The 24,560-nt window shown below is 67.1% G+C and carries 24 protein-coding genes; 9 read left to right on the top strand and 15 right to left on the bottom strand.

Translation table 11 applies throughout. The annotated features are described in order from the left end of the window. Nucleotides 1-6: 6 nt before the first annotated feature. The 4 genes from RT614_RS19690 to RT614_RS19705 all read right to left on the bottom strand — a co-directional run bounded on the left by RT614_RS19690 (nucleotide 7) and on the right by RT614_RS19705 (nucleotide 4,690). Entirely contained in the window at nucleotides 7-1,014 is a 1,008-nt protein-coding gene (locus RT614_RS19690; RefSeq protein ID WP_313623808.1) for a 2Fe-2S iron-sulfur cluster-binding protein, read from the bottom strand. Nucleotides 1,015-1,025: 11 nt separating this feature from the next. Next, the gene (locus tag RT614_RS19695) at nucleotides 1,026-1,505 is read right to left on the bottom strand and encodes a GlcG/HbpS family heme-binding protein (protein WP_056319338.1); all 480 of its coding nucleotides are present in this window, start codon (nucleotides 1,503-1,505) and stop codon (nucleotides 1,026-1,028) included. 27 nt (nucleotides 1,506-1,532) lie between these two features. After that, complete coding sequence (locus tag RT614_RS19700; protein WP_313623809.1) at nucleotides 1,533-2,993, bottom strand: aldehyde dehydrogenase family protein; 1,461 nt, start codon at nucleotides 2,991-2,993, stop codon at nucleotides 1,533-1,535. Between the two features lie 164 nt (nucleotides 2,994-3,157). Next, nucleotides 3,158-4,690 (bottom strand): hypothetical protein, encoded by a 1,533-nt coding sequence (locus tag RT614_RS19705; protein WP_313623810.1) that lies wholly within the window; start codon nucleotides 4,688-4,690, stop codon nucleotides 3,158-3,160. A 229-nt stretch (nucleotides 4,691-4,919) separates the two neighbouring features. On the opposite strand from RT614_RS19705, the gene RT614_RS19710 reads away from it, so the two are divergent. Both RT614_RS19710 and RT614_RS19715 read left to right on the top strand, forming a co-directional pair. Beyond that, nucleotides 4,920-5,663, top strand: coding sequence for a sulfite exporter TauE/SafE family protein (locus RT614_RS19710; protein ID WP_313623811.1), 744 nt, complete (start codon nucleotides 4,920-4,922; stop codon nucleotides 5,661-5,663). A gap of 79 nt (nucleotides 5,664-5,742) precedes the next feature. Continuing rightward, a complete protein-coding gene (locus tag RT614_RS19715) occupies nucleotides 5,743-6,462 on the top strand; it encodes a GntR family transcriptional regulator (RefSeq protein ID WP_313623812.1) in 720 nt (239 codons plus the stop codon). Between the two features lie 101 nt (nucleotides 6,463-6,563). On the opposite strand, the gene RT614_RS19720 is transcribed toward RT614_RS19715, so the two are convergent. The 4 genes from RT614_RS19720 to RT614_RS19735 all read right to left on the bottom strand — a co-directional run bounded on the left by RT614_RS19720 (nucleotide 6,564) and on the right by RT614_RS19735 (nucleotide 8,347). Continuing rightward, nucleotides 6,564-6,908, bottom strand: coding sequence for a 2Fe-2S iron-sulfur cluster-binding protein (locus RT614_RS19720; protein ID WP_313623813.1), 345 nt, complete (start codon nucleotides 6,906-6,908; stop codon nucleotides 6,564-6,566). 4 nt (nucleotides 6,909-6,912) lie between these two features. Further along, entirely contained in the window at nucleotides 6,913-7,239 is a 327-nt protein-coding gene (locus RT614_RS19725; RefSeq protein ID WP_313624058.1) for a ferredoxin, read from the bottom strand. 5 nt (nucleotides 7,240-7,244) lie between these two features. Then, nucleotides 7,245-7,544 carry a 2Fe-2S iron-sulfur cluster-binding protein gene (locus RT614_RS19730; RefSeq protein WP_313623814.1) on the bottom strand — a complete coding sequence of 100 codons (300 nt, stop codon included), beginning with the start codon at nucleotides 7,542-7,544 and terminating at the stop codon, nucleotides 7,245-7,247. A gap of 71 nt (nucleotides 7,545-7,615) precedes the next feature. After that, complete coding sequence (locus RT614_RS19735) at nucleotides 7,616-8,347, bottom strand: iron-containing redox enzyme family protein (RefSeq protein WP_313623815.1); 732 nt, start codon at nucleotides 8,345-8,347, stop codon at nucleotides 7,616-7,618. A gap of 228 nt (nucleotides 8,348-8,575) precedes the next feature. Between RT614_RS19735 and RT614_RS19740 the strand changes: the two genes are divergently transcribed. Next, the gene (locus tag RT614_RS19740; RefSeq protein ID WP_313623816.1) at nucleotides 8,576-8,791 is read left to right on the top strand and encodes a hypothetical protein; all 216 of its coding nucleotides are present in this window, start codon (nucleotides 8,576-8,578) and stop codon (nucleotides 8,789-8,791) included. Between the two features lie 46 nt (nucleotides 8,792-8,837). Here the strand turns inward: RT614_RS19740 and RT614_RS19745 are convergent, their stop codons facing one another. Next, entirely contained in the window at nucleotides 8,838-9,269 is a 432-nt protein-coding gene (locus tag RT614_RS19745) for a DUF2809 domain-containing protein (protein WP_313623817.1), read from the bottom strand. Between the two features lie 202 nt (nucleotides 9,270-9,471). On the opposite strand from RT614_RS19745, the gene RT614_RS19750 reads away from it, so the two are divergent. Further along, nucleotides 9,472-11,163 carry an MFS transporter gene (locus tag RT614_RS19750; protein ID WP_313623818.1) on the top strand — a complete coding sequence of 564 codons (1,692 nt, stop codon included), beginning with the start codon at nucleotides 9,472-9,474 and terminating at the stop codon, nucleotides 11,161-11,163. Between the two features lie 16 nt (nucleotides 11,164-11,179). Beyond that, on the top strand, nucleotides 11,180-13,240 hold the full coding sequence (locus tag RT614_RS19755) for a site-specific recombinase (RefSeq protein ID WP_313623819.1): 2,061 nt from the start codon (nucleotides 11,180-11,182) through the stop codon (nucleotides 13,238-13,240). A gap of 38 nt (nucleotides 13,241-13,278) precedes the next feature. Here the strand turns inward: RT614_RS19755 and RT614_RS19760 are convergent, their stop codons facing one another. Genes RT614_RS19760 through RT614_RS19775 form a run of 4 tightly spaced genes read right to left on the bottom strand, consistent with a single transcriptional unit; the run spans nucleotide 13,279 to nucleotide 17,888 of the window. Beyond that, nucleotides 13,279-14,274, bottom strand: a complete 996-nt coding sequence (locus RT614_RS19760) for a spore coat U domain-containing protein (protein WP_313623820.1) — start codon at nucleotides 14,272-14,274, stop codon at nucleotides 13,279-13,281. Then, nucleotides 14,271-16,610, bottom strand: coding sequence for a fimbria/pilus outer membrane usher protein (locus RT614_RS19765; RefSeq protein WP_313623821.1), 2,340 nt, complete (start codon nucleotides 16,608-16,610; stop codon nucleotides 14,271-14,273). The genes RT614_RS19760 and RT614_RS19765 overlap by 4 nt, the downstream gene beginning before the upstream one ends. Nucleotides 16,611-16,665: 55 nt before the next feature. Next, nucleotides 16,666-17,373: a fimbria/pilus periplasmic chaperone gene (locus RT614_RS19770; protein ID WP_313623822.1), complete on the bottom strand. Its 708-nt coding sequence runs from the start codon at nucleotides 17,371-17,373 to the stop codon at nucleotides 16,666-16,668. An 11-nt stretch (nucleotides 17,374-17,384) separates the two neighbouring features. Then, the gene (locus tag RT614_RS19775; protein WP_313623823.1) at nucleotides 17,385-17,888 is read right to left on the bottom strand and encodes a spore coat U domain-containing protein; all 504 of its coding nucleotides are present in this window, start codon (nucleotides 17,886-17,888) and stop codon (nucleotides 17,385-17,387) included. Between the two features lie 465 nt (nucleotides 17,889-18,353). Here RT614_RS19775 and RT614_RS19780 point away from each other — a divergent pair, with 465 nt between their 5' ends. Both RT614_RS19780 and RT614_RS19785 read left to right on the top strand, forming a co-directional pair. After that, nucleotides 18,354-19,763: an MFS transporter gene (locus RT614_RS19780; protein WP_313623824.1), complete on the top strand. Its 1,410-nt coding sequence runs from the start codon at nucleotides 18,354-18,356 to the stop codon at nucleotides 19,761-19,763. A gap of 183 nt (nucleotides 19,764-19,946) precedes the next feature. Further along, nucleotides 19,947-21,563: a methyl-accepting chemotaxis protein gene (locus RT614_RS19785; protein ID WP_313623825.1), complete on the top strand. Its 1,617-nt coding sequence runs from the start codon at nucleotides 19,947-19,949 to the stop codon at nucleotides 21,561-21,563. Between the two features lie 24 nt (nucleotides 21,564-21,587). Here RT614_RS19785 and RT614_RS19790 read toward each other — a convergent pair whose 3' ends face one another. Beyond that, nucleotides 21,588-22,340 (bottom strand): carbon-nitrogen hydrolase family protein, encoded by a 753-nt coding sequence (locus tag RT614_RS19790; RefSeq protein WP_313623826.1) that lies wholly within the window; start codon nucleotides 22,338-22,340, stop codon nucleotides 21,588-21,590. A gap of 47 nt (nucleotides 22,341-22,387) precedes the next feature. Continuing rightward, a complete protein-coding gene (locus tag RT614_RS19795) occupies nucleotides 22,388-22,990 on the bottom strand; it encodes a HutD family protein (RefSeq protein WP_313623827.1) in 603 nt (200 codons plus the stop codon). 146 nt (nucleotides 22,991-23,136) lie between these two features. Here RT614_RS19795 and RT614_RS19800 point away from each other — a divergent pair, with 146 nt between their 5' ends. Next, nucleotides 23,137-23,427, top strand: a complete 291-nt coding sequence (locus RT614_RS19800) for a metal/formaldehyde-sensitive transcriptional repressor (RefSeq protein WP_313623828.1) — start codon at nucleotides 23,137-23,139, stop codon at nucleotides 23,425-23,427. 22 nt (nucleotides 23,428-23,449) lie between these two features. Further along, the gene (locus tag RT614_RS19805; protein WP_313623829.1) at nucleotides 23,450-24,559 is read left to right on the top strand and encodes an S-(hydroxymethyl)glutathione dehydrogenase/class III alcohol dehydrogenase; all 1,110 of its coding nucleotides are present in this window, start codon (nucleotides 23,450-23,452) and stop codon (nucleotides 24,557-24,559) included. The last annotated feature ends 1 nt before the right edge of the window (nucleotide 24,560 follow it).

Below are 24,560 nucleotides of genomic sequence, written 5' to 3' on the forward strand. Positions count from 1 at the left end.
GGCGTGCTACGCCGAGGCCAGCTCGTGCTGGAAGGTGAAGCTGTCGGCGTACATGTGATCCAGGCTGGCGCCGCGCGCCGCCAGCAGGCTCTTGGCCTCGCGGATCATCTCGGGCGCTCCGCACAGGTAGAAGGCGTGTTCCGACAGGTCGTCGTGGTCTTCCAGGACGGCCTGCTGCACATATCCGCGGCGCCCCGTCCAGTCTTCGCCGGCGCGGGACAGCACGGGCACGAAATTGAACTCATACAGCCGCCCCGCCCAGCTTTCGATGACGTCGCGCAAGTACAAGTCCGCCTCGGTGCGCATGCCCCAGTAAAGCGTGACGGGCGGGCAGTCCTCGTTGTCCAGCAAGGATTCCAGGATGGCCTTGATGGGCGCGATGCCGGTTCCCGTCGCCATCAGGATCAGCGGCCGCCAGTCCTCTTCGTGGTAGCTGAACACGCCAAGCGGCGCTTCGATCTCCACGTCCGCGCCCGCCCGGGCCTGGCCCAGCCATTGATCCGTATAGCGGCCGCCGGGAATGCGCCGCACATGGAAATCGACCAGGTTGCCCGCCGGCGGCGACGCCATCGAGAAGCTGCGCGTCTCGCCGTCGGGCAGCACCACGTTCATGTACTGGCCGGGCACATAGTCCAGCGCGTCTTCCGGCAGCGCCAGCGTCAGGTGGATGACGTCGTCGCAGAAAGGTTCGATGCGATGGATGGTGGCGGGAATGCGGCGCGGCTCCGGAAACGCCTGCCGGCTGCTGGCCACGCTGATGCACAGGTCTTCCAGGGGCCGCGCCTGGCACGCCAGCGCATAGCCCTGTTCCGCCTCTTCCGGCGTCAGCGCCATCGGGAATTCGTCGTAGCGCACGGCGCCGGAGGCCAGCTTGATGCGGCAGGTGCCGCAGCCGCCGAAGGTGCATTCGTGCGGCAGCTTCACCGCCGATCTTTCCGCGGCTTCCAGCACGGATTCGCCCTCTTCGACGTCGAAGGCCTCTTCGGTTTCCAGGATATGCACGCGGTATGCCATGGCGCCCTCGCCTATTTCTTGATGTCCGCTTCGACCAGCACCTTCATGCCGCGCGGCTCCAGCAGTTCGCCCAGCGCCGCCAGCGCGGCCAGGCCGGCCTTGGTGTCCTGTTCGCCGTTGCCGCCGCTAAGCCCGACCCCGCCGATGACCTCGCCGTTCACGACGATCGGAAAGCCGCCGACGAACACCGCGAACTTGCCGTCAAAGCTCCATTGGATGCCGAAGGCTTCGTTGCCCGGCAGCGCAGGGCCATTGGGCGGCGTGTTGAACAGGTGTGTCGAACGCTTGTGGCCCGCGGCCGTGAACGCCTTGTTCCAGGCGATCTGCGGGCCGGTGATGCGGGCGCCGTCCATGCGCTCCAGCGCAATGGGGTAGCCGCCGTCATCCACGATGCAGATGGATTCCAGCACGCCGATTTCCTGCGACTTGGCGATGGCGGCGCGCACCATGACGCGGGCTTCTTCGAGTTCCAGGCGATAGATCTGTTTCATGTGCAAAGCCTCCGGGTTTGGGCGCCGTCAGCCGGCGCGGTAGACGGTCTTGATCTGCGTGTAGAACTCCAGGCCCACGCGGCCCGATTCACGGAACGTGGACGTGCTGGAGTGCTTCAGGCCGCCAAACGGCGCGTTGATCAGGTTGCCCGTGGTCGTGCGGTTGATCTTCACCGTGCCGGCCTGGATATCGCGGGCGAAGCGGTGCGCGTAGCGCGCGTCGGTGGTGGCGATGGCGGCCGACAGGCCGTATTCCGTGTCGTTGGCCTGGGCGATGGCGTCGTCGTAGCCGTCCACTTCGATCAGCGCGATCACCGGGCCGAAGATCTCTTCGCGCGCGATGCGCATCTTCTGCGTCACGCCGGAGAACAGCGCGGGCGATACGTAGTAGCCGTTGTCAAAGCCGGCGCCTGTCAGGCGGTCACCGCCGTGCAGGTGCGTGGCTTCCTGCTTGCCGATTTCGATGTAACCCAGCACGTTGTCCAGTTGCCGGGCCGTCGCCAGCGGACCCAGGTCGAAGTTGCCGTCCAGGCCGTTGCCGATGGTCAGCTTCTTGATCCGGGCGAGCAGCTTTTCCGTATAGGCCTGGCTCACCTTGGCGTCCACCAGCACGCGGCTGGTGCCGGTGCAGGCCTGGCCGCTCAGCGAGAACCCGCCCTTCACGGCCAGGTCCACGGCGCGGTCGAGGTCGGCGTCAGCCAGCACGATCAGCGGATTCTTGCCGCCCAGCTCCATCTGCGTGCGCGTGGTCAGGCCGGCGGTCCGGTGGATCTGCTCGCCGGCGGCGGTGGAGCCGGTAAAGGAAATGGCGCGCACCTGGCGCGCGCCGGTGATGGCTTCGCCCACGGCGCCAGCCGGGCCGGTCAGGAAATTCAGCACGCCGGCCGGCAGCCCGGCCTTCACGAAGGCTTCGGTCAGGCGGTAGCCGGACAGGGGCGCGTCCGACGACGGCTTGAACACCACGGTATTGCCGGTGATCAGCGCCGGCGCGATCTTGCGCGCGGGGATGGAGATGGGAAAGTTCCAGGGCGAGATCACCGTCACCACGCCCAGCGGCTCGCGCTGGCTGTAGACGATCATGTCGGGGTCGTCGTTGACGAAGGTCTCGCCTGTGAAGGACTGGCCCTCGACGGCATAGAAGCGGATCGTCTGCGCGGACCGCAGAACCTCGTCCTTGGCCAGGTTCAGGCCCTTGCCCTCTTCCCGGGTCAGTTCCCGCGCGATGGCGTCCGCGTTGTCTTCCAGGTGCTGCGCGGCTCGGAACAGGATGGCGGCGCGCTTGGAAATCGGCGTGTCGCGCCACGCGGCGAACGCGGCGTCGGCCGCTTCCACGGCACGCGTGGCGTCCGCGGCGTTGGATAGCTGGAACCGGCCCACGATGTCGGAGGTATCGGCCGGATTGATGTTCGGGGCGGTCCTGCCCGACGCGCTGGGCGTCCAGTCGCCGCCGATGTAGTTCAGAAAGGTTTGCTGCGAGAGATCGTCCACGGAAGCTTCCTTGGTCTGGGCCGGCGAAGCCGGGCGTGAGGCGTCTGAGCCAGGTTCAGAACATTGTATACTTTAATCAAGTTGCGACGATCCGAGTAAACCCGGACGCAGCGCAAAAGCAAAGGCTCCCCGCAGGGAGCCTTCCCCAAGCTGCGTTCCGGCTCCTAGCTCCAGATCAGCACCGCGCAGATGGTGGACACGAACAGCGCCAGCATCACGGGCAGCAGCAGGGCCCGCACCAGGGACAGCACGTTGACCCGCGCGAAGCCCGCCACCGCAATCAGCGACGACCACGCGATCAGCGTGCCCCCGCCCGTCCACACCGCCCCCATCTGGCCCACCGCCGCCAACGTCGCGGGGTCCACGCCCACCACGGGGCCCAGCGCGCCGGACAGCGTGCCGGTCAGGGGCAGGCCGGCGAAACCCGAACCGTCGATGCCGGTGATCATGCCGACGATGAGCACGCCGAAGGCGACGAGGAAATGGTTTTCGGGGATCAGGTGCTGCGCGGCCGAGATCACCTCGAACAGCAGGCCGGGGGCCTGCGCCGCCGGCACGCCCAGGATCTGTGCCGCCGTTTCGTTGGCGCCCACGAAGAAGAAGCCGGCGATCGGCAGCACCGAGCCCATGGCCTTGAAGGCGAAGACGAAGCCGTCGGTCACATGCTCCGGGCAGACTTCCAGCATCTTGCGCGGCCCCTCGGCCGCCAGGGTCACCAGCATCATCACCACGAAGGCCACGCCGCCCACCAGCGCCGCCGCGTCGCCGCCGCGCAGCGCGGGCAGGGACGGAAACAGCCGGGGCAGCACCATCACCGCAATCACCGCCAGGAACGCCAACGGCGTCACCACCGCGAAGGTCTTGGACCAGCGCACGCGCCGGCGCTCTTCCTCGCTGAGGGCCGCGCCGTTGGGCAGCGCCGGATCGGCGCCCATGGTGCCGCGCGCCAGTTCCGCCTTGTCGAAGGAGCCCGCCTGTTCCATGCGCGCCAGCGTGCCGTCCTGGGCGCGGGCCTGCCAGGCCGACAGCAGCGCGGGATCGGCGGCCACGATGTGCTTGCGCACCAGCAGGTAGGCGGCAATCAGTGCGACCGCACCCGTGATGAGCGACAGGACCAGCGCGCGGTCGGCGACCACGGCCGCGCTTACGGCCGCCCCCGCCGCCTTGGCGCTGATGCTGGGCGCCACGCCGATCACGTAGTCGGAGGACAGGGCCATGCCCTGGCCGGCGATCGCGATGGCCATGGCGCCGGCCAGCGGCGGCAGCCCGGCCGCGATGGCCGCGGGCAGCAGAATCGCCGACACGAGCGGCACGGCGGGTGTCGGCCAGAAAAACAGCGAGATCACATAAGTACAGAGGGCGATGATCAGAAACGACGAATGCCCGCCACGCATGACGCGTCGAAATGGCTGCACCATGCGCACGTCCGCCTGCAGCGTCTTCAACGCATTGAGCAGCGCCGTCATGAAGGTGATGACCAGGAAGATGTTGAAGAGCTCCTTGGCCGCGACGAAGCTGGCGGAAAAGATGCCGATCAGCGCGCTGATCGGATTGCCGGTGATCGCCAGCACCACCAGAAAAGTGCCGATGACGGACGGCACCACCACATTGGCCCGCAGGATCATCGTCAGGATGATGGCGGCCACGCTGATCAGATAGATCCAGTGGGCGGCGTTGAGCACGACGTCGGATTGCATGCGCTATTCCCCTTGTATGCGTGGCTGCCGGTTGGCCACAATCGGTATACTATATTTCTGTTGGCGGCATACCAATCGAAATATGCACCGCCTAGGGAAACCGATAGGCCGCAAAATGCGGGCAATAGCGCTTAAAAACCAAGGGATTACCCTGGGTTTTTTGAATTTCAGGTGAACTTCCTGAATTCGCCGATAGACTATCGTATACATAATTTACAAAGTGCCGGGCATGCCGTCTTTCCTGTCGTTACCTGATCTGGGGCATTACGCGGCCATGGCCGTCGTGGTGTTCGGCGCCGCCGTGGCGCAGGGCGTGGGCGGCGTCGGTTTCGCGATGTTCGCCGCGCCCGTGGCGGCCATGTTCTTTCCCCAGCTGGCGCCCGGCCCTTTGCTGACGCTGGGCGGTTTCATCTCGCTGTTGACCGCATTGCGAGAGCGCGCCGCCATCGATTGGCCATCGGTGTCGTACGCGCTGGCCGGCCGCGCCGTGGGCACGCTGATCGCCATCTATGCCATGGCCCGGTTCGCCCCGCAGGCGCTGGGGGTGCTGTTCGCCTGCATGATCCTGATCGCCGTGGCGCTCAGCGTCGCCGGGCTACGCTTTTCCGCGACGCCGGGCAGAGTGTCCGGCGCTGGCGTGGCTTCCGGCATCATGGGCACGATGACCTCGGTGGGCGCGCCGCCCATCGCCATCGTGCTGCAGCATGCCGAGCCCCCGCGCCTGCGGGCGACGCTGGGCATGGTGCTGTTCCTGGGATCGATCTTTTCGCTGGCCATGCTGGCGCTGGCCAAGCGCTATACGGGTTACCACGTCGGCCTGGCGCTCAGCCTGGCCCCTTTCCTGCTGGCCGGTTTTGCGGTCTCCAACCGGTTGCGCACCCGTCTTCCCCCGCGCGCGGTGCGCGGCGTGCTGCTGGCGGCCTGCGCCATGGGCGCGGTGGGAGTGCTGGTGAAGTCATTCTGGGTGCACTGATGCGGCATGCCTCCCGGGACGGCCGGCTACACCCGGTAATACAATGGAGACTGTATCCATTACGCCAAATCTGCTCGCCATGACAACCTCCCCCGTCAGCCCGCAAGCCGTAGAGACGCAGCACTCCACTTCGCTGAAGATCGGCGAGCAGCATCCGCAGTTGTTTGCCGTCATCCGCGACAAGCTGCGCGAACGCATCCTCAGCGGCGAATTCACGCCGGGGGATCGCCTGGTGGAAGGCCGCCTGTCGGAAGAAATGGGGGTGTCCCGGATTCCGGTGCGCGAAGCGCTGCGCGCGCTGGCCGCCGAAGGCCTGGTCACCATCGAGCCCCGGCGCGGCGCCTCCGTGTCGGTGCTGTCCGACGCGGTCGCCTATGACATGGTCGAAGTACGCGCCACGCTGGAAGGGTTGAACGCCAAGCTCGCGGCGCAGCGCCGCGACGAAAAGACGGTAGAACGGCTACAGGCTTTCCTGCGTGAAGGCACGGAAGCCGCGCGCGACGAAAAGCTGGACAAGTTCCTGGCGCTTAATTCGCAGTTCCACGAAATGCTGGCCACCATCGGCGGCAACGTCGTGCTGACCGACCTGATGCGTTCGCTGCGCGACCGCACGGCCCTGCTGTTCGCGCCCAGCAACATGCACCGCGCCAAACAGAACTGGGACGAGCATTCACAGATCCTGAACGCCGTGATCGCCGGCAACGGCGACCTGGCGTCGCTGCTGGCAAGCCAGCACGTGCACAATGCCGCCAAGGCCTACACCGAGGCGCAGCAGCCGCCGCACGCGTCGGTGGCCTGATCCGCGGGCCTGACCCCATAGGCCTGATCCATCGGCTGCCCCATCGGCTGACCCATAAGCTGACCCAAACGCGGCCCGGGTGGCCGCGCCGCCGCCAGCCGCTATGTCGCGGCGGCTTCCACCGGACCGGGCGTCGCGCCAACCACGATGCCCTTGCCGTTCTGCACCACCCACGACACCTTGATGTCGCCGTTCACGAAGGTCTGGCAGGCCATGCGGTAGCCCGCCTCGAAGTCTTCCGGCCGCAAGTGCTTGCGCTCCTTGGGCTTGATGGCGTCGGTGTTTTCCAGGCCCTCTTCGATGCGGCACTTGCACGTGCCGCACAGGCCGCCCCCGCACTTGAACGGGATGCCGCCCTTTTCCTTCAGCGACACCCGCAACAGATTGCTGTTCTCCGGGGCGGTCGCCACCTTGCCGTCATTCGATATGAAAGTGATCTGGACCATGTGTTCAGTGCTCCGCGGCGATGGCGCCGGCTCTCAGCGTCAACGTCGACTCCATGCTGCCAAAACGCGTCAGGTGAGCCAGCTCCTTGCGGGCCGCCTCCACCGACTCGAACTTCTCCAGGAACTTGGACGGCACGTGGTTGACCACGTACGGCGGCGTTTCCTCGGTGACGACCAGCTTGATCTCGCGGCGCAGCAGCGCAATGCTGAACACCGCCAGCGCGCGGCCATAGAACATGTAGTCGTAGGTCTCGACGATGTCGGCGCCGTCCCTCGCCTCGGTACGAAAGACGCCAGGCTTGGACGTCAGGATCACATAGGTGGATACCATCGCCGTCATGCCTCCGCGTCCTGGGTCAGCTCGATGTCGCTATTGATCCAGAGCTGGCACGTCAGCCGGTATCCCTGGTCGATGCGGTCGCCAAGCTGCTTTTTTTCCTTCCAGTTCACCGGCGGCAGATGCTCGGCGCCTGCCAGGACGCGGCATGCGCACTTGGCGCACTTGCCCATGCCGCATTCGTAGCGCAGATGCGGAAAGGGAAACTGCTTGATGCCGGCCCGCACCACCAGGTTGGTGTTGTCCTTCACCACGTCGGTGTAGGTCTGGCCGCCTTTATGAAACACAACGGTAGGCATGGGTGTACGTCCAGGGTCTGCGGTCCGGCGGCCGGCCGGCGTGCGCCGGCAGGCCGCGGGCGTGCGAGGGTTCAGGCAGCAAGGCCCAGTTCGGGCAGCTTGATGTCGTTCTGCACGTAGTCGGTATAGAGCGCCGTCGTATAGAGCAGCCGCATCTGCGCGCCGATTTCGCAGATCTTCAGGCAGCGCTGCTGCAGGTCTACCGTGTTGGCGTGCTCCAGCACGATCTGGTAGCCGCGTTCACCGTGAATTTCGTCGGACACGATGTGCAGGTCGAAGAATTCCACTTCCTCATCCGTGAATCCGTACTTTTCGCGCAGCGTCGGCGTCTGCTTGCGGTAGATGGAGGGCACTTGCGATTCCAGGCCCACCACCAGGCCGGCCACCGCCACGATCGGATCCTCGCGCATCGCCACGGCGTAACACCAGCTTTGCAGCGCGCGGGTCGTGGGCGACATGTTGTCCGGATTCGTGACCCGTTCGCGGGAGGTGCCGCAGGCTTCGGCGAAGCGGATCAGCAGGTCGGTGTGGCGGTCGCCGCCGATTTCCTCTTCATACATGTTGGCCAGCAGGAAGTCCTTGGCCTCGGTGTAGGTGTCCGGGGTGCGGGCGTACAGATAGCCCAGGTAGTCGGCGAACGGCCCGACGTAGTGGTAGTGGTTTTCGGCCCAGCGGCAGAGGTGTTCGCGGGTGAGCTTGCCTTCGGCCCACGCAATGGAAAAAGGCGAGGCGTTGGCGCTCTTGCCCTTGATTGCGTTTTCCAACGCGGTGCGGAATTCATCTCGGTTCATCAGTTCTGCCATGACTCGCTCCAGGTCCAGTGGGAGAAATTCCAGGCCTGACTTAGCCCGGGCATGATGAACATTGTATACCGTCTACTGTTTTGGACTGCTAGGGCAATCCCGAAGAACAGCCTCTAAAACAGGGACAGCCTCTTACGGATCAAGCACTTGCGTATTGCTGCACCGCACTGGACCCGGCGGGCTCATAGCCGTACAATGAATACACTTTCAACGCAATACGGAAATACCATGAACACCCGCCACCCCCTTGGAGACGCTCCGATCGGCCAGCAGCTGCTTACCCATTACGCGCGCCGCGACGCCGTGCGTCACGCGACCTCGCTGTTTCCTTCTTCGTGGGCTGAATGCCTGGCGCCCTTCCGCAACGCGCGCCTGCAACCGCTGCGCGCAGCCGCGCCCGCCGTGCGCGTGCAAAGCGACGACACGGTGTGCCAGGCCGGCTGAAAAGGGATGACGCCGGGGACGGGATTCCCCGGCTTGAATCTATCGCCTAGCGCCTTGCACGCAGGCTGACCTGCATCCGGGCGTTTTGACGCGCCGCCGCACGCTGGCGGTGAGCATTGCCGCCGGCAAGCGCCAGGACGATCACGAAGCCCACGGTGTAGGCCAGCACGTCCCACCAGTCCGGCACGCTGCCGAACACGACGCGCAATACCGGCTGTTCAAGGCGCACGCCGTGAAGCCGGGCGAGGTACTGCGCCAGCTCCACCGCATACCCCGTGAACAGCGCCGCCAATGCCAGCGGCAGCACGCCTGCGCGGATGAAGCTGCGGTACAGCAGGTACGCCCACCCCACCGCCACCGCATCACCCACGAAACCGCGCAGGAAAGGATAGGGCGCACCCACAGTGGCGATCATGGCCAGCACCGCCGTCACGGCGAGCAGGGCGGCGAACGCGCGCCCGTTGAAAGTCAGGGTCATTGAATCAGCAAACGTAAATAGTGAAACAGTGGCGCGCGCTTGCGGCAGACGCGGCGCGGCCATGGCGGCGGGCTACGTGCCCGGGCCAGCGGGAAGGGTACTAGAAAAGCATGAGGAGCCCCCAACGCCGCATGGCTTGGGCGTACCATTGAGCGACCCAGACCCAGCTCAGAATGGGCGCCCCGCGCCCGGACCCGTCCTCATGCTGCAGCCCGTTTCGGCGTCGACCGATCTGCCGGCCTCCCCGCCGGCCGCCCCCGCCCCTGTCCTTCAGGTCAGCACGCTTTCTCCCTTTGCCTTTCCCGCCTTCCGCATCATCTGGATCGCGAACCTGTTCGCCAACCTGGGCACCTGGGCGCAGTCCGTCGCCGCGGCCTGGATCATCACCACCGAACAGAGCAGTCCGCTGATGGTCGCGATGATCCAGGTGGCCGCCGCGTTTCCGCTGGTCGCGCTGTCCATCCTGACCGGCGTGCTGGCGGACAACTATGACCGCCGCAAGGTCATGCTGGCCGGCATGCTGCTGGAACTGGCGGGCGGCGTCTTCATCACGATCCTGGCCTTCGCCGGACTGCTGCATCCCGTGACGCTGATCGCCTCCGTGTTCTGCATCGCCATCGGCAGCGCCGTCGTCACCCCCGCCTGGCAGGCGGCCGTGGGCGAACAGGTGCCGCGCGCCCACGTCGGCAGCGCGGTGCTGCTGAACAGCGTGAACTTCAACGTCGCGCGCGCCGTGGGGCCCGCCATCGGCGGCCTGCTGCTGGGCGCCATGGGCGCGTCGTGGGTCTTCCTGCTGAACTGCTTCTGCTACGGCAGCCTGATCTGGGCGATCTGGCGCTGGAAGCGCGACCTGCCCGTGCGCCGCCTGCCGCCCGAAGGCCTGTTCGAGGGCGTGGTGGCCGCATTGCGCTATACCCAGCACTCCACCGTGACGCGCGTCGTGATGCTGCGTTCGTTCGCCTTCGGGCTGTCGGCCAGCGCGCTGTGGGCGTTGCTGCCGCTCCTGGCCCACGAGCATGAAGGCGGCAGCGCGCTGCTGTACGGCTACATGCTGGGCGCGCTGGGCGTAGGCGCCATCCTGGGAAGCGCTGGCGTCCGCCGGGCCCGGGCCGCCTGGGGCACCGGCGGGCTGATCAGCGCGGCCGCTGGCTTGCTGGCCGCCTGCCTGCTGGCGCTGGGCCTGACCGACACCCTGTGGGTGGCCTTTCCGGCGCTGTTGTTGTCGGGCGCCTGCTGGATCGGCGTGCTGGCCACGTACAACACCACTGTCCAGCTGCTCGTGCCTGACTGGGTGAAGGCACGCGCGCTGGCGCTGTACCAGACGGCGATCTTCGGGGGCCTGGCGGCCGGCTCGTTCATGTGGGGCCACTTCGCGGGCACCATGGGGGTGTCGGGCGCCCTGTCCGCCGCCGGCATCATGCTGGGCGTCACCGTCGCGCTGCTGTATCGGTCGCGCCTGCCGGAACACGTGGACGCCCAGTCGCTGGCCCGCGCCGACGACGCGGAACCCGCCATGGCGGCGGCGGGCTTCAATACCCAGCGCGGCGCCGTGCTGGTGGCGGTGGAATACCTGATCAACCCGGACAAGCTTGGCGCCCTGATCCATGCCGCCCGGCCGCTGCGGCTGCTGCGGCTGCGCAACGGCGCGCAGCAGTGGCAGCTGTTCCGCGACCTGGAACGCGAAGGGGTCTGGCGCGAGGTCTTCCTGGTGGAAAGCTGGATGCAATACCTGCGGATGATCGACCGCATGACGCTGGCCGACAAGATGGTGCTGGACGAGGTGCGCGCGCTGCATGCGGGCGACAAGCCGCCGGTGGTGTCGCGCAACGTCAGCTACCTGGCCATGAACGAGGCGCAGGGATTTTCACTGCGCCGGCATCCCGAATCCCTATGAACCGCGAGGCCCGCCCATGCTCACCTCATTCTGGCGCAATTGGCGGGCGATGCGACGCGGCGGGCCACAGCTTGATGAACTCCTGTCGAACGCCGATCCCCAGGCGCCGCTGGGCGAGCGCAACCTGTGGCTGGTGGACCTGCGCCGTTGGCTGAGCCGGCCGGGCCTCGACCCTGCGCGGACTGAAGAGCGAGATCCGCGGCATGCGCGCCTGCGCTACCTGCTGCAGGTGCTGAAGCGTAATCCCGCACTGGCCGCACGCGTCGCGGCCACGGTGCGGTCCCTGCTGGCCGACAACGATCCCACCGCGCTGCTGTGCGATACCGGTGTGGCCTCGCGCCCCGGATTCTGGGGCGAGTTCTGGCGTCGCGCGGTGGCCCGCCTGCTGCCCCCGCCCCCCAACCGCGGCGACATGTCAGGCCTCTTCACGCTTATGTTCCGCCACGCCGGCGATGCGCAATGGGTCGAATCGCTGGACGATGCGACGCTGGCGCGCATTCGCGAGTTGCTTGGCCTGGGCGACGGCGCGGCGCGAGGGAACGAGTCCGTGGCGGGCGCCGATGCGCTCAAGCAGGCCCTGACCAGCAGCATCCAGGTACTCGCCAGCCAGGTGCGCGCCGTCGGCCTCAGCCAGGACATCCGCTCGCGCCTGCCCGGGCCTGTGCACGATTCGCCCTTCTTTTCCCTGGAGGCCGCGGCTGCGGATCTCTTTGACGTCCCTCCAGACGGCCCGACCGATGTACTCGGCCAGCGCCTGAACGTGTTCCGCGCCTTGCTGGACGACTGCCGCGAGGCCGGCGACCGCGTGTACGAAGAACTCAAGCAGAACGGCGTGGCGGTGGACGTGGTCTACCAGATCGAATGCATGAAGTTGCGGCTGGCGCGCATCGAGCTGCTACTGAGCGTGTGGATCGACCCCACGCAGCGCCACCGGTACGTTCATCTGATCGCCGAGCTGATCCGGTCGACGCAGGCGCGGGGCAGCATCCGCCACCTGGCCGCTTCGTCGCTCGCGCAGTTGGCCCGCCGCGTCATGGACCGCAGCGCCGACACCGGCGAACATTACATCGCCCGCGACTCGCTGGAGTATCTGGACATGCTGAAGGCGTCGCTCGGCGGCGGCTTCGTCGTGGCGTTCACGGTGTACGTCAAGTTCATCATCGTGTCGCTGCACCTGGACAAGCTACTCGAAGGCCTGCTGAACGCCCTGAACTACGCCGGCAGCTTTCTCGTGATCCAGTTCGCGCACTTCACGCTGGCGACCAAGCAGCCCGCCATGACGGGCCCCGCGCTGGCCCGCCGGCTGGACGCGGCCTACACGCCCGAAGGGCGCGAGGCATTCGTCGACGATACGCTGTCGATGATCCGATCGAACGCGGCGGCGATCGCGGGCAATCTGGCCGTGGTGGTGCCACTGGCCTGGGCGATCCAATGGATCGCCATGCGCATGCTGGAGCAGCCGCTGATCGACGCCGGCAAGGCGCGCGACACCCTGGACTCGCTGACCTTCTGGGGGCCGACGCCGCTTTACGCGGCGGTGACCGGCGCGCTGATCTGGCTATCCAGCCTGATCGCCGGCTGGGCCGACAACTGGTTCGCGCTGCACCGCGTGCATGACGTGATGGCCTACGGCCGGCGCACACGCCGGCTCCTTGGCCCGCGCGGCGCGGTGCGCTGGGCGGGCTTCTGGAAGCGCAACGTCTCGCAGATGGCCGCCAACATATCGCTGGGCCTGATGCTGGGCCTGGGTCCGGTCATCGTCAGCGCGCTCGGATCCACGCTTGAAGTCCGGCACGTGTCGCTCAGCGCCGGCCAGATCGCCGCGGCGCTCGCCACGCTGGGCTGGGAGGTCGTGCATACGCGGGCGTTCTGGATGGCCGTCGCCGGCACGGCGGCGACGGGCGTGCTGAACGTGGTCGTCTCGTTCGCGCTGGCCTTCAATGTGGCGCTGCGATCCCGCGACCTGCGCCGCGACGATCGCGTTGCGCTGTCCGCCGGCGTGCGCCGGCGCATCCTGCGGCGCCCGGCGAGCCTGTTCTGGCCGACCAAGCGGCGGCCGGAGCCCGCGCAACCGTAGGCGCGTGCGGCCCCGCCAACGCGCCGTCCACATGCCGCTCAGAATGTGATCGTGGCGGTGATGACGTCGCGGTACGAGCCCGGCCGCGGTGTCGCCTGCGCCGGCACGCGGCCATATACCGTAAAGGTCTGGTTGGCCCCGGTTCCCACGCCGGCCCGGGGCGTGCCGCCCGACGCGTCGCCCCAGACGGTCGCGTAAGCGGCATCCTGATATAGCTGATAGCCGACCGTGTCGGCGGCGGTCTCATGTTTCATCTTGCGGGCAGTCACATTGCCCGCGACCGAGCCGCCATTCAACGCCAGCGAGAAGGCGTTGGCGTTCGTGCATCGCACAGTGATCTGGCTGGTGGCGGCGACGGCGGTGGTCAGTGTGCCGCGCGCGGGAAACGCCATGTCCGTCGCGCTGATGGTGCAGTTCTTCTGCACCGTCGTCCTGACCACCAGCGGAATCGTGATCCGCTGCGTGGGCGCCGCCAGCGGGCAGTTCGACAGGCCCGAAAGCAGTCCGAACAGCACGTCCAACCTGCCGGTGGTGGCATAGGTTTCGCTATACGGGGTATTGGCGTTGGCGACGGTGGGCACCGTGGATTGCCCGCCGGGGATCTTGCCGTAGAACCTGAAGGTGGTCGACACGTTGCCGCCGCCCAGCAGCGGCCCGGTAAGCATCACCGAGGTGGGCCGACCGGGCGTGGCCGCGCCCCATATCTGCGTGCGCGCCGGATCGGTATACAGGTTGTAGTTCATCCGGTTTGCGCCGGCGCCCATGGCGCGCGCCGCCACCGACGGGCTGGTGTTGCCGACTCCCAGGCTGAAGCACAGCCGTGCGCCCAGGGCCAGGGCGGTGAAATTGCAGGTCACGACGATCTGCCCGCCGTCGTTCACCGTGTCGCCGGGCAACAGCGGGTTGACCATGCCGAAATCCATCGTCCCCGTCGTGCCGGCGCCCAGCGTGCAACTGCTCGCGTGCGCGGTCTCCGCGTACCCGGCCGACAGCGCCACGGCCATCAGCAGGCCGGCTTTCAGCGCGACCTTCATGGCTGGCTCCGCGGCAACGGCTCGCACACGAAAGGTCCCAGCGTGGGCATCGGGTCGCTATCTGAATGGACATAGTCGAACTCGACCACGCACGACACCCCGCTGCCCTTCACGCGCAAGCGGTTCCGGGCCGCCAGGTCCTCGACGAACGTGAGCCCTTCGTACCCCACCACGGAATGCTTGCCGCTTTCAACATGCGCCACTTCCGCGCCTACCGGCAGGAAGGCGCCGTCCGGCGTGGTCAGGACGACGGAAGCGGCGGCGTATTTCTCGACCTGGAAGGTCGTCAGCACGCCCGCCCCGCCTTGCGGCACGACCACGGCCTTGGTGGAGTCCAGCCGCACGTCCACGGGCAGGTCTTCGGGGTCGATGGAGATGCGGTTGGTCTGGTAGGAATTCAGGTCCGGCACCAGCAGATAGCCACTGCCGTTGGTCCTGCCCAGCTTGCGATTTTCGTGCAGCACCGCCACGTCGGGCGTGCCGTCCGTCGAGACCAGCGCGAAACTATCGTTGATGCGGCGCGAAGGGATCGCGGTGCCGTCCATCAGCACCAACGACCCCGTGGCCTGCGCGGAGGCCTGCGTCCTGCCGCCGTAGTCCTGCACCATTCCCGCCAGCATTCCGTAGCGGCCCAGATACTGGACCTGGCCTTGGTTGACCTGCATGCCGCCGGTGCGGCCGTTCTGCACGGCCCAGCCCCAGCCCCCTTCGTAGGGCACGCTGCTCTGCGCGCTGACGCTATACGTGTCTTCGCCCGCCTGCCTGCCCACCGACGCGCCAACCTGCGTGCGGTCTCCCAGCATCAGCGACAGGCCCAGGAACACGCCCTCCGAGTTGGACTGGGAAAAGTCCTTGTAGGCGCTCAGCGTCATGACCACCCTGCTATGAAGATTGGCCGTGTACGTGGCGGACCCCAGCTTGGCCATCGGCACGTCGGGCATTCGGTAGCCGATGTAGCTGACCGCCACGCTTTGCGACCGGCCCAGCGGCATCGACACCGTGACCCTCTCGGTCTGCCGCGGCACCGGCGCGTCCTCGCGCGATCCCAGGTCCCCGAAATCGCCGATCAGCCGGGTCGCCTGGGTATCGACGCTGAATTCCGGCCGCACATATTGATAGCCCAGGTTGACCTGGCCGCCCCCATGGCTGCCGGCGCTGCCGGACAGCGACCCGCTGACGACACCCGCCTGGCCCAGCTTCACCAGCGCACCGGCGCCTGCGTTGTACAAGCCTGCGCTGAGTTCCGAATGCGCCTCCAGCGTCAGGTCGTCGCTGTAGCCGTAGCGTCCCGACGCCGTCAGCACCGGCTTGTCGTCGTAGTCGAAGGAACGCACGCTGAACTGCCGCCGCACGAAACCGCCCTCGACGGACCAGCTTGAAAGCCCGGCCGCCAGCATCCGCGTATCCACATAGAGCGGCACCGACGTGCTGACGGTGCGGCCCAGGGCGTCGCGCGTGATCAGGGTGGCCTGGCCCGCCCCGGTGATGCCGGGAATCTGGTTGACCACGAACGGGCCTGGAGGCACGTTGCCCGAATACTGCTGCACCCCGTTGATGTACAGCGACACCGCCGAGGGCACGACGGACGACGCGCTGAGCGACGACACCGGGAATGTCACCAGGTCCGGCCGCAACGCGAAGTTGCGCCCCCACTGAATGCCCGCCACGCGCACCGAGCGCGACCAGTTGAGCGACGAGGTGATCGTGTCGCCCAGCCGCAACGTGCGCAGGGTCTCCTGGTCGGAATGGGACCAATACGTGTCGTAGCGCACGTAGCGACTGGCGTTGCCACCCATGTATCCCGTGCCGGAGTTGCTGAACACGCCGTGGGAATCGAAATAGCGCTGCTCGGAATACAGCGCCACGCGGTAGTCGTAGTCGCTCTGCGCGTAGGCGTCGTAATTCAGCACCAGGCCGCGGCCTGCCGTGGCCAGGGGGGTGTCGGCCAGGCCGCGGGTGTTCACCTCATAAGGCACGCGCAGGCTGTCCGGCAGCACGATATCGACCGACTGCGCGGCGGGGTTGTAGGCATAACGCAGGCCCGCGACGGCATCCAGGCTGACTTCCCGTGTGTCCGGCATGCCCAGCTTGGACAGGTCCACGCCGATGGAACGCAGCGCCGCGCCACTGACGGACAGCCGGCCGCCTGCGTCCCGGAAGCGGAGCAGTTGGGAAGTATTGACGCCGTTGATGCTGACCTCCAGGAAAACGTCGCGCTCGGCGATGCTGCCGAACGAGACCAATTGATCGGGCGCATCCGCCGCCTGGGCCGACGCACCCAGCAAGAAGAGTGCGAGGCACAAGGCGCGTTGCCCGCGGGGACGGGTAGCGCGCATTGCCATAGACTGCCTTTCGTTGGTTGCCGGCTGGCCGTGGGCCACCGGAACGCCGTCAATGCGGTGTCACGGTGACCATGTCGCCGTTGATCAGGGCCCGGATCCGGACTGGCCCCGCCGCGCCCTGCCTGGCGGGAATGCTCCACTCCCGCGCGCGGTTGGCCAACGCATAGCCCAGCAGCCCCTCGACTTCCGCGACGGGCTTGCCCGCGGAATTCAGGAGTTGCAGGGCGGCGACCTGGGCGTAGCGGCTGCCGGTGTTCGACACCCGCAACGCCCACTCACCGCCGGCGCGGTCGACGCGCCAGGCAAGCTCCGGCTCCGGCGACGGCGCCGGCCCCGCCACGAATACCGGCACTGAATAGCGCAATCGCAACACCACCCCGTTGATGCCCGGCGTGGACGGATCCGGGATCTCGTCGATGATCAGCCGGAAGCCCTTCTGCTCCGAAGGCGCGTCCTTCGACGTGCGGACCAGGCGCACCAGCTGTTCCCCGCCCGGCGGCACCTGGATGATGGGCGGGCTGGCCTGGATCTCGTCCGTCGGGGTCAACACGTCGTCGCCGTCCGCCTGTTCCCAGCCGTAGATTCGCACCTGGCCGTAGATGGGCGTGCCGCCGGGGTTGCGCAGCATGATGCCGCTGGCCCCTTGCGTCGGCGCCAACTCGACCAGCACCGGTGAAATCTGCAGGGCCGCGGCCGCTGCCGCGCCGCCCCATCCCGCCAGGCTGCCGATCAACAGCGCCCGCAACAGCTTTCGCATCGGACCGCCCACTAGAAGTAGACCGTGGCGGTGACCGTGGAGGAATAATTGCCGGGAGCCGGCGTCGTCTGCGACGGAACGACGCCATTCACCTGCAGCGCCGTGGCGGTGCCCGTGCCGGTGCCGCCCACGCGCGACGACACGTCCGTATCGCCCCAGACCACCGTCTGGCCGCCTGGTTTGTAGAGCTGGTAGGCCACCGTCGCCGTATTGGCGCCAGTCCCGCTGAGGAAGCGCTGGGCTTCCGTCGACCCCGCGCCGGTGCCGGCATTGAGGCCGACGGTATAGGGCGTGGTATTGCTGCAGGTTACGGAAAGATTGGTATTGCCGGTTACTGCGGAATTCAGCACGCCGTGACTGCCGAAATTCAGATCGGTCGCGGCAATCACGCAGTTTGCGGCGATGGTCAGCGTGACATTGAAATTCGCGGTGGCCGTCTGGGCAAGCGCGATGCCGGGTGTCGCGCCGCCGATAAACAGGCAGAAACCTGCCGTGCGCAAGGTCGAGCGTTTCATGAGGAATGCCTCCTGGAATACGGTTGCACCATCAGTCAAATCGTCGATTTATCGTACGTCGAATTATTGGAATCCGGCACCAAATAGTTTCGACTGAACCCTCGTTTTATTACGATTATTAACTCTCTGGCAGGCGCACGTTGGTGGGCAATATGCAAACCCTTCTCTGTAAACGCCCCTGCAAATGCTCGTACATATTGTTGTGAATTAATCGCGATTGGAGTTTCATTAAGTGACAAATACAAAGCGATTATCCAATCCGATAATCCCTCGCACGCTGGCGATTTAATGCGCGTTTCACTGAGTTTTCCGGCCGATTATCGCGGCGCCCCCGCGCGGCGCCCGGCCTGCCCGTCCGGGCGCCGCCCCAGGCCCGGCGCGGCAGCGCCACCCCGGGCCGCATTAGAATCGGTGCCTAAGATTCCGGACGCACCGCCCGGGACGCCCTAGCATCGCCGCCTATCCATGCTCTCGTTCTCCCGCAGCACTGTCTATCCGGCCGGCGTCGGCCTGCCCGCCTCAGAACGGCTGGGCGCTCTCATCGCCGTCATGCTGGCGGTCTGCATGGCCAGCCTGGACACGGCCATCGCCAATACCGCGCTGCCGACCATCGCGCGCGATCTGCAGGCCAGCGAGGCGGCCTCGATCTGGGTCATCAGCGGCTATCAGCTGGCCATGGTCGCCGGGCTGCTGCCGGCGGCGGCGCTGGGTGAAATCCTGGGGCATCGGCGTGTCTATATCGTCGGCCTGGCGGTGTTCACGGTGGCCTCGCTTGCCAGCGGGCTGGCGCCCTCGCTGCCCGTGCTGGTGGCGATGCGCATCCTGCAAGGGCTGGGCGCGGCCGGCGTGATGAGCGTAAACGGGGCCCTCCTGCGCTTCATCTATCCCTCGCACATGCTGGGGCGCGGCCTGGGCCTGAACGCAATGGTGGTCGGACTGTCCTTTGCGGGCGGCCCGACCGTGGCGTCGGCCATCCTGATGCTGGGTTCCTGGCACTGGCTGTTCCTGGTCAACTTCCCCATCGGCATCCTGGCCGCGATCCTCGCCCTGCGCGGCCTGCCCGACACCACCCGTGCGCGGCATGGCTTCGACGGCATGGCGGCGGTGTTGTGCGCGCTGGCGCTGGGCCTGCTCGTCCTGGCGACGAACGAACTTGCGCATGGCGCACCCTGGCCGCGCGTGGCGCTGGAAGGCGGCCTGGCCGCCGCCAGCCTGTGGCTGCTGATGCGGCGCCAGGCCGCCCATCCCGCGCCGATCCTGGCGGTGGACCTATTGCGCCGCCCCCTGTTTGCTCTGTCGGCCGCCACCGCGGTATGCGCGTTCGCCGCCCAGGCGCTGGCCTTCGTCTCGCTGCCCTTCCTGTTCCAGTCCGTGCTGGGCTACAGCCAGGTCCAGACCGGTTTTCTGATCACCCCCTGGCCGGTGGTGGTGGCGTTCATGGCGCCGATCGCGGGGCGTCTGTCCGACAGCTATCCCGCCGGCATGCTGGGCGGCGTCGGCCTGGCGATGATGGCGGTGGGCATGGCGCTGCTGGCGCTGATGCCCGCCGACCCGTCGGTGTGGGACATTGCGTGGCGCATGGCGATCTGCGGCGCCGGATTCGGCTTTTTCCAATCGCCCAACCTGCGCGCCATCATGACGTCGGCGCCGGCGTCCCGGGCGGGCGGCGCCAGCGGCATGATCGGCACGGTGCGGCTGCTGGGGCAAGCATCTGGAGCGGCCATGGTCGCCGCGTGCTTCAACGTTTCCACGACGCACGGCGCCGTCGCCGCGCTCTGGCTGGGGGGACTGTGCGCCGGGCTGGCGTGCATCGCCAGCTTCGCCCGACTGCGGTACGACGCCACCGAACCCACGCAGGCGCCCGCCTCGCGCTGAGTCGCCAGGACGGGGCAGAACGCCCCGTCCGCACCGTGGTTGGCCGCGCAACACTATTGCCGTTCCTGTCGAAATATTCGCCGTCGGATCGACATATTCGTAAGATGTGCAACATCGGCTAAATAAGGTTCCGGCCGGGCCGTTGTCCTTTTGCAGACTCGCTGCATATTTGGGACGACGCGCATGACACAGTTTCTGAAAGACATCACCATCCGCCGCATGATCCTGGGCACCCTGCTCATGGTCAGCGTGTTCATCGCCGGCCTGTCCGCCATCAGCGTCCATGGGCTGCGCAGCGCCGGCGACGCGCTCGCAGCCAGCAGCGAACTCCTGCACGAGGTATCCACCCTTTCCCGCGTCAACGACCAGATCATGCGCGCCCGGCTGCGGCTGTCGCGCCAACTGGAGTACGTTGCCGAAGGCCAGCGGGAGAAGGCGTCCGAAGAAGGACGCAGCATCGACGCCGCGCTGACCGAGGCGAAAAAGCAGCAAGCCGCGTTCATCGAGCTGGCCCGCCAGGACGCGCCGTCCGCCCTGCTGGACGCAATGCGGTCGGGCTTCGACGCCCTGGCCGACGGCATTGCCGTGCAGCGCCAGCACCTGGAAGCCGGCGCCGTCGACAAGGCGCGCGCCCATGCGGCCGGGCCGGTGGTGACCGCCAGCCGCAGCTTCGGCAAAAGCATGGAGGAATACGAGGCGTACGCCAAGGCGCGCGAGACGCAGCTCTGGGCCGACGCGGACGCCAAGCGCCGCCAGGCCTACGTCGGCATGGGCGTGGTGCTGGGCCTGTGCCTGCTGCTGCTGATCCTTGGCGACCGCTATGTCGTGCACTTCGTGAAGCGTCCTCTGGACTCCCTGAAGGCGCATTTCCAGCGCATCGCCGGCGGCGACCTGACCGCGCCCATTCCTGCCTTCGGCAAGAACTGCGTGGGCCAGATCATTCCGTATCTGCAAGACATGCAGAACAGCCTGGTGCGCACTGTCCACGCCGTACGCGACGGCGTGGTCGAGATCAACACCGGCTCCAGCGAGATCGCCGCAGGCAATCAGGACCTGTCCAGCCGCACCGAGCAGCAGGCAGCCTCGTTGGAGGAAACCGCCGCCAGCATGGAACAACTGCTGTCCACCGTGACCAGCAACGCCGAAAACGCCCGGCTGGCCAACCAGATGGCGGCCACGGCGTCCGAGGTGGTCCAGCGCGGCGGCGACGCCGTGCAGGCGGCCGTCACCACCATGCGCGAGATCGCTCAGGACTCCGGGCGCATCGAGGACATCGTGGGCGTGATCGACGGCATCGCGTTCCAGACCAACATCCTGGCCCTGAACGCGGCGGTGGAAGCGGCCCGGGCGGGCGAGGAAGGCAAGGGCTTTGCCGTGGTGGCCGCCGAGGTGCGGTCGCTGGCGCAGCGCAGCGCCGGCGCCGCCAAGGAGATCAAGCAGCTTCTCAATGCCTCGGGCGCCACCGTGCAGGCGGGCTCGGCGCAGGTGGAAGCCGCGGGCCGCACGATGGAGGAAATCCTGGCCACCATCGAACGCCTGACGCTGCTGGTGAACGACATCGCGACCGCGTCGAACGAACAGGTGACGGGCATCGACCAGGTCAATACCGCGGTCAACCAGATGGATCAGGTCACGCAGCAGAACGCGGCGCTGGTGGAAGAAGCGGCCGCCGCCGCCTCGTCGCTGGAGACGCAGGCGCAACGGCTGCAGGGCGCGGTCAGCGCCTTCCGGCTGCCCAACCAGGCGCAGACCCGGAACCCGGCCCAGGATCGCGGCCTGCCCGCCCTGCTGCCGGCCTGACGGGCCCGCCCGCAGCGCGGGCGCCTATTCCCGCACGTAGCAGGGATACAGCGCCTGCTGCGCCCGAGATCGCGCGGGGTCCACGTCGACCGCGACGATGGACTCCGTATCGCTGCTTTGCGCCAGCGCCTCGCCGTCGGGCTGGAACGCAAACGCCACGCCGCCGAACACCTGTCCCTGCGCCGTCCGCCCCGCCCGGTTGGAACTCACCACATAGCAACCGGACACGATCGCGGCCATGGCGCCCGCCGTCAGCCAGCGGCGCCGCGACGGGCCGCTGGCCCGCGGCGCCACGATCAGTTCGGCGCCTTCCCGCCCGTAGCGCCGCGCCCGCTCGTTGAACATCAGCTCGGTGCACAGCAGGACGCCCACGCGGATGCCGCCCACGTCGACGACGTCAAAGCCGTCCATCGCGCTGCGGAACCAGGTGGCCTCGTAAAAGCCCGGTTCCTCGGGGAAGTACTGTTTGTGATGCAACGCCGTATAACGCCCGTCCTGCAGCGCGAAGGCCTCGTTGGCCAGCCGGTCGCCGGCGAACACCGGCCGGGACGACACGACGGCTGGCAGGTTCAATGCCCCCAGGGCCGCCAGGCCCGCTTCGTGCGCCTGGACGGACTCGGCCGCGCGCGCCGGATCATAAGTAGAGGACGCCGCCAGCCAATGCCCGAAAGGCATTTCATTGGTGACCAGCAGGTCGGGCGCCAATTCCTGGATGCGTTCAGCGATGCCATCCCAGGTTGCGCCTTGCGGCAGCAGGTCCACCGGGCCTTCCATCATGCAAATCCGCATGCAACCCCCTATTCGATGACAACCCGCCGCGCGCGTCAGGGCGTGCGCGGCGACAATTCGATGACGCAGGCGTCAATGTCGCCTGCCGCGCCGAGGCAGTACCGGGCCAGGCCGTCTGGCCGTTCGACGTGCAGGCAATCGTAGCGCGACGGTAGCGGGTGGTCGGCGCCGTCCACCGCCAGCGACAAGGCGCCGCCGGCATTCAGGATCAGCACGCTGCGCGCGCTGCTGTGAAAGACCCACGGGCCCGCCCCCCGCACCCACTGCAGGCGCGCATGCAGCCGGGCGGGCGCATAGATCAGGTTGAAATCGCGGATCGGCCCATCCAGCAGGCGGCAGGTCACCTGCGCATCGCCAGAAAACGCATACGCCGCGCGCGGTTCCAGGGGAGCCTGGCGCTGGCCGTCCACGGTCAGCTCGATGCCCTTGCCTTCCAGCACGGTGATGATCCGCTGATACCCGTCAAAGGCCGAAAAGCCACCATCCTGCGCAACGTCCGCCAGGGAAAGCCGCCATTCGAACGAGGCGGAATTGCCCCCAGGGTTGCAGGCGACTTCCTGGGTCGTGCCGCCGCCATTGCGCCAGGGCATGCGCGGATAGTCCGCGGCCCGGTACAGCCGCACGTCGGAATGATTCATGGCCACGGATGAGTCCTGTCAGGTGCGGCGAAAGAGGGCGAAATTATAGGCCGCGGCGCATGGCGCAAGCGCACGACGGCGCGCCGCCCTGGACGCGCGGACACAGAATCCGTATACTCCCCCCCTGTATTGAATCGGAGCCTGCCGTGCCGCACTCCCCCGAAGAAAAGAAACGCGTTGTCACGCGCCTGCGCCGCATCCAGGGGCAGGCGTTAGCATTGGAGCGCGCGGTGAACGAAGGCACGGAATGCGGCGCGCTGCTGCAGCAGCTGGCCGCATTGCGCGGCGCCACCAACGGCCTGATGGCCGAAGTGCTGGAAAGCCATCTCCGGGAGACCTTTCTTCAGTCCACCCAGGAAAATCCGCAGGCCCCCAGGCCCGAGACCGAATCGCAGATCGATGACCTCATGCGCATCGTCCGTTCCTATCTGAAATAACCCATCTACGTGGAGCAACGCTATGAAATCACGCGCAGCAGTCGCATTCGGCCCCGGCAAACCGCTGGAAATCGTTGAGATCGACGTCGCGCCCCCGCAGCGCGGCGAAGTGCTGGTGCAGATCACGCACACCGGCGTGTGCCACACCGACGCCTTCACGTTGAGCGGCGACGATCCCGAGGGCCTGTTCCCCGCCGTGCTGGGCCACGAGGGCGCAGGCGTGGTGGTCGAAGTCGGCGAAGGCGTGACCTCGCTCAAGCCGGGCGACCACGTCATTCCGCTGTACACGGCCGAATGCCGCGAGTGCAAGTTCTGCCTGTCGGGCAAGACCAACCTGTGCCAGAAGGTGCGCGCCACGCAGGGCAAGGGCGTCATGCCGGACGGCACCTCGCGCTTCAGCTACGAGGGCAAGCCGCTGTACCACTACATGGGCTGCTCGACGTTCAGCGAATACACGGTCGTCAACGAAATCTCGCTGGCCAAGATCAATCCGGCGGCGCCGCATGAAAAGGTCTGCTTGTTGGGCTGCGGCGTCACCACCGGCCTGGGCGCCGTGCACAACACCGCCAAGGTCAAGGAAGGCGATACGGTTGCGGTGTTCGGCCTGGGCGGCATCGGCCTGGCGGTGATCCAGGGCGCGGTGCAGGCCAAGGCCGGCCGCATCATCGCCGTCGACACCAATCCCAACAAATTCGTGCTGGCCAGCGCGATGGGCGCGACCGACTGCATCAACCCCAAGGACTACGACAAGCCCATCCAGGAAGTCATCGTCGACCTCACGGACGGCGGCGTGGACTTCTCGTTCGAGTGCATCGGCAACGTGCACGTGATGCGCGCTGCCCTGGAATGCTGCCACAAGGGTTGGGGCGAAAGCATCATCATCGGCGTGGCCGGCGCGGGCCAGGAAATCAGCACCCGCCCGTTCCAGCTGGTGACGGGCCGCGTGTGGCGTGGTTCAGCCTTCGGCGGCGTCAAGGGCCGCACCCAGTTGCCCGGCATGGTGGAAGACGCGATGAGCGGCAAGATCGATCTCGACCCGTTCGTCACGCATACGCTGCCGCTGGACCGCATCAACGAAGCCTTCGACCTGATGCATGAAGGCAAGTCGATCCGGACGGTGATCCACTACTGAT

It is taken from the genome of Achromobacter sp., assembly GCF_032102605.1.
Lineage (GTDB): Bacteria > Pseudomonadota > Gammaproteobacteria > Burkholderiales > Burkholderiaceae_B > Achromobacter.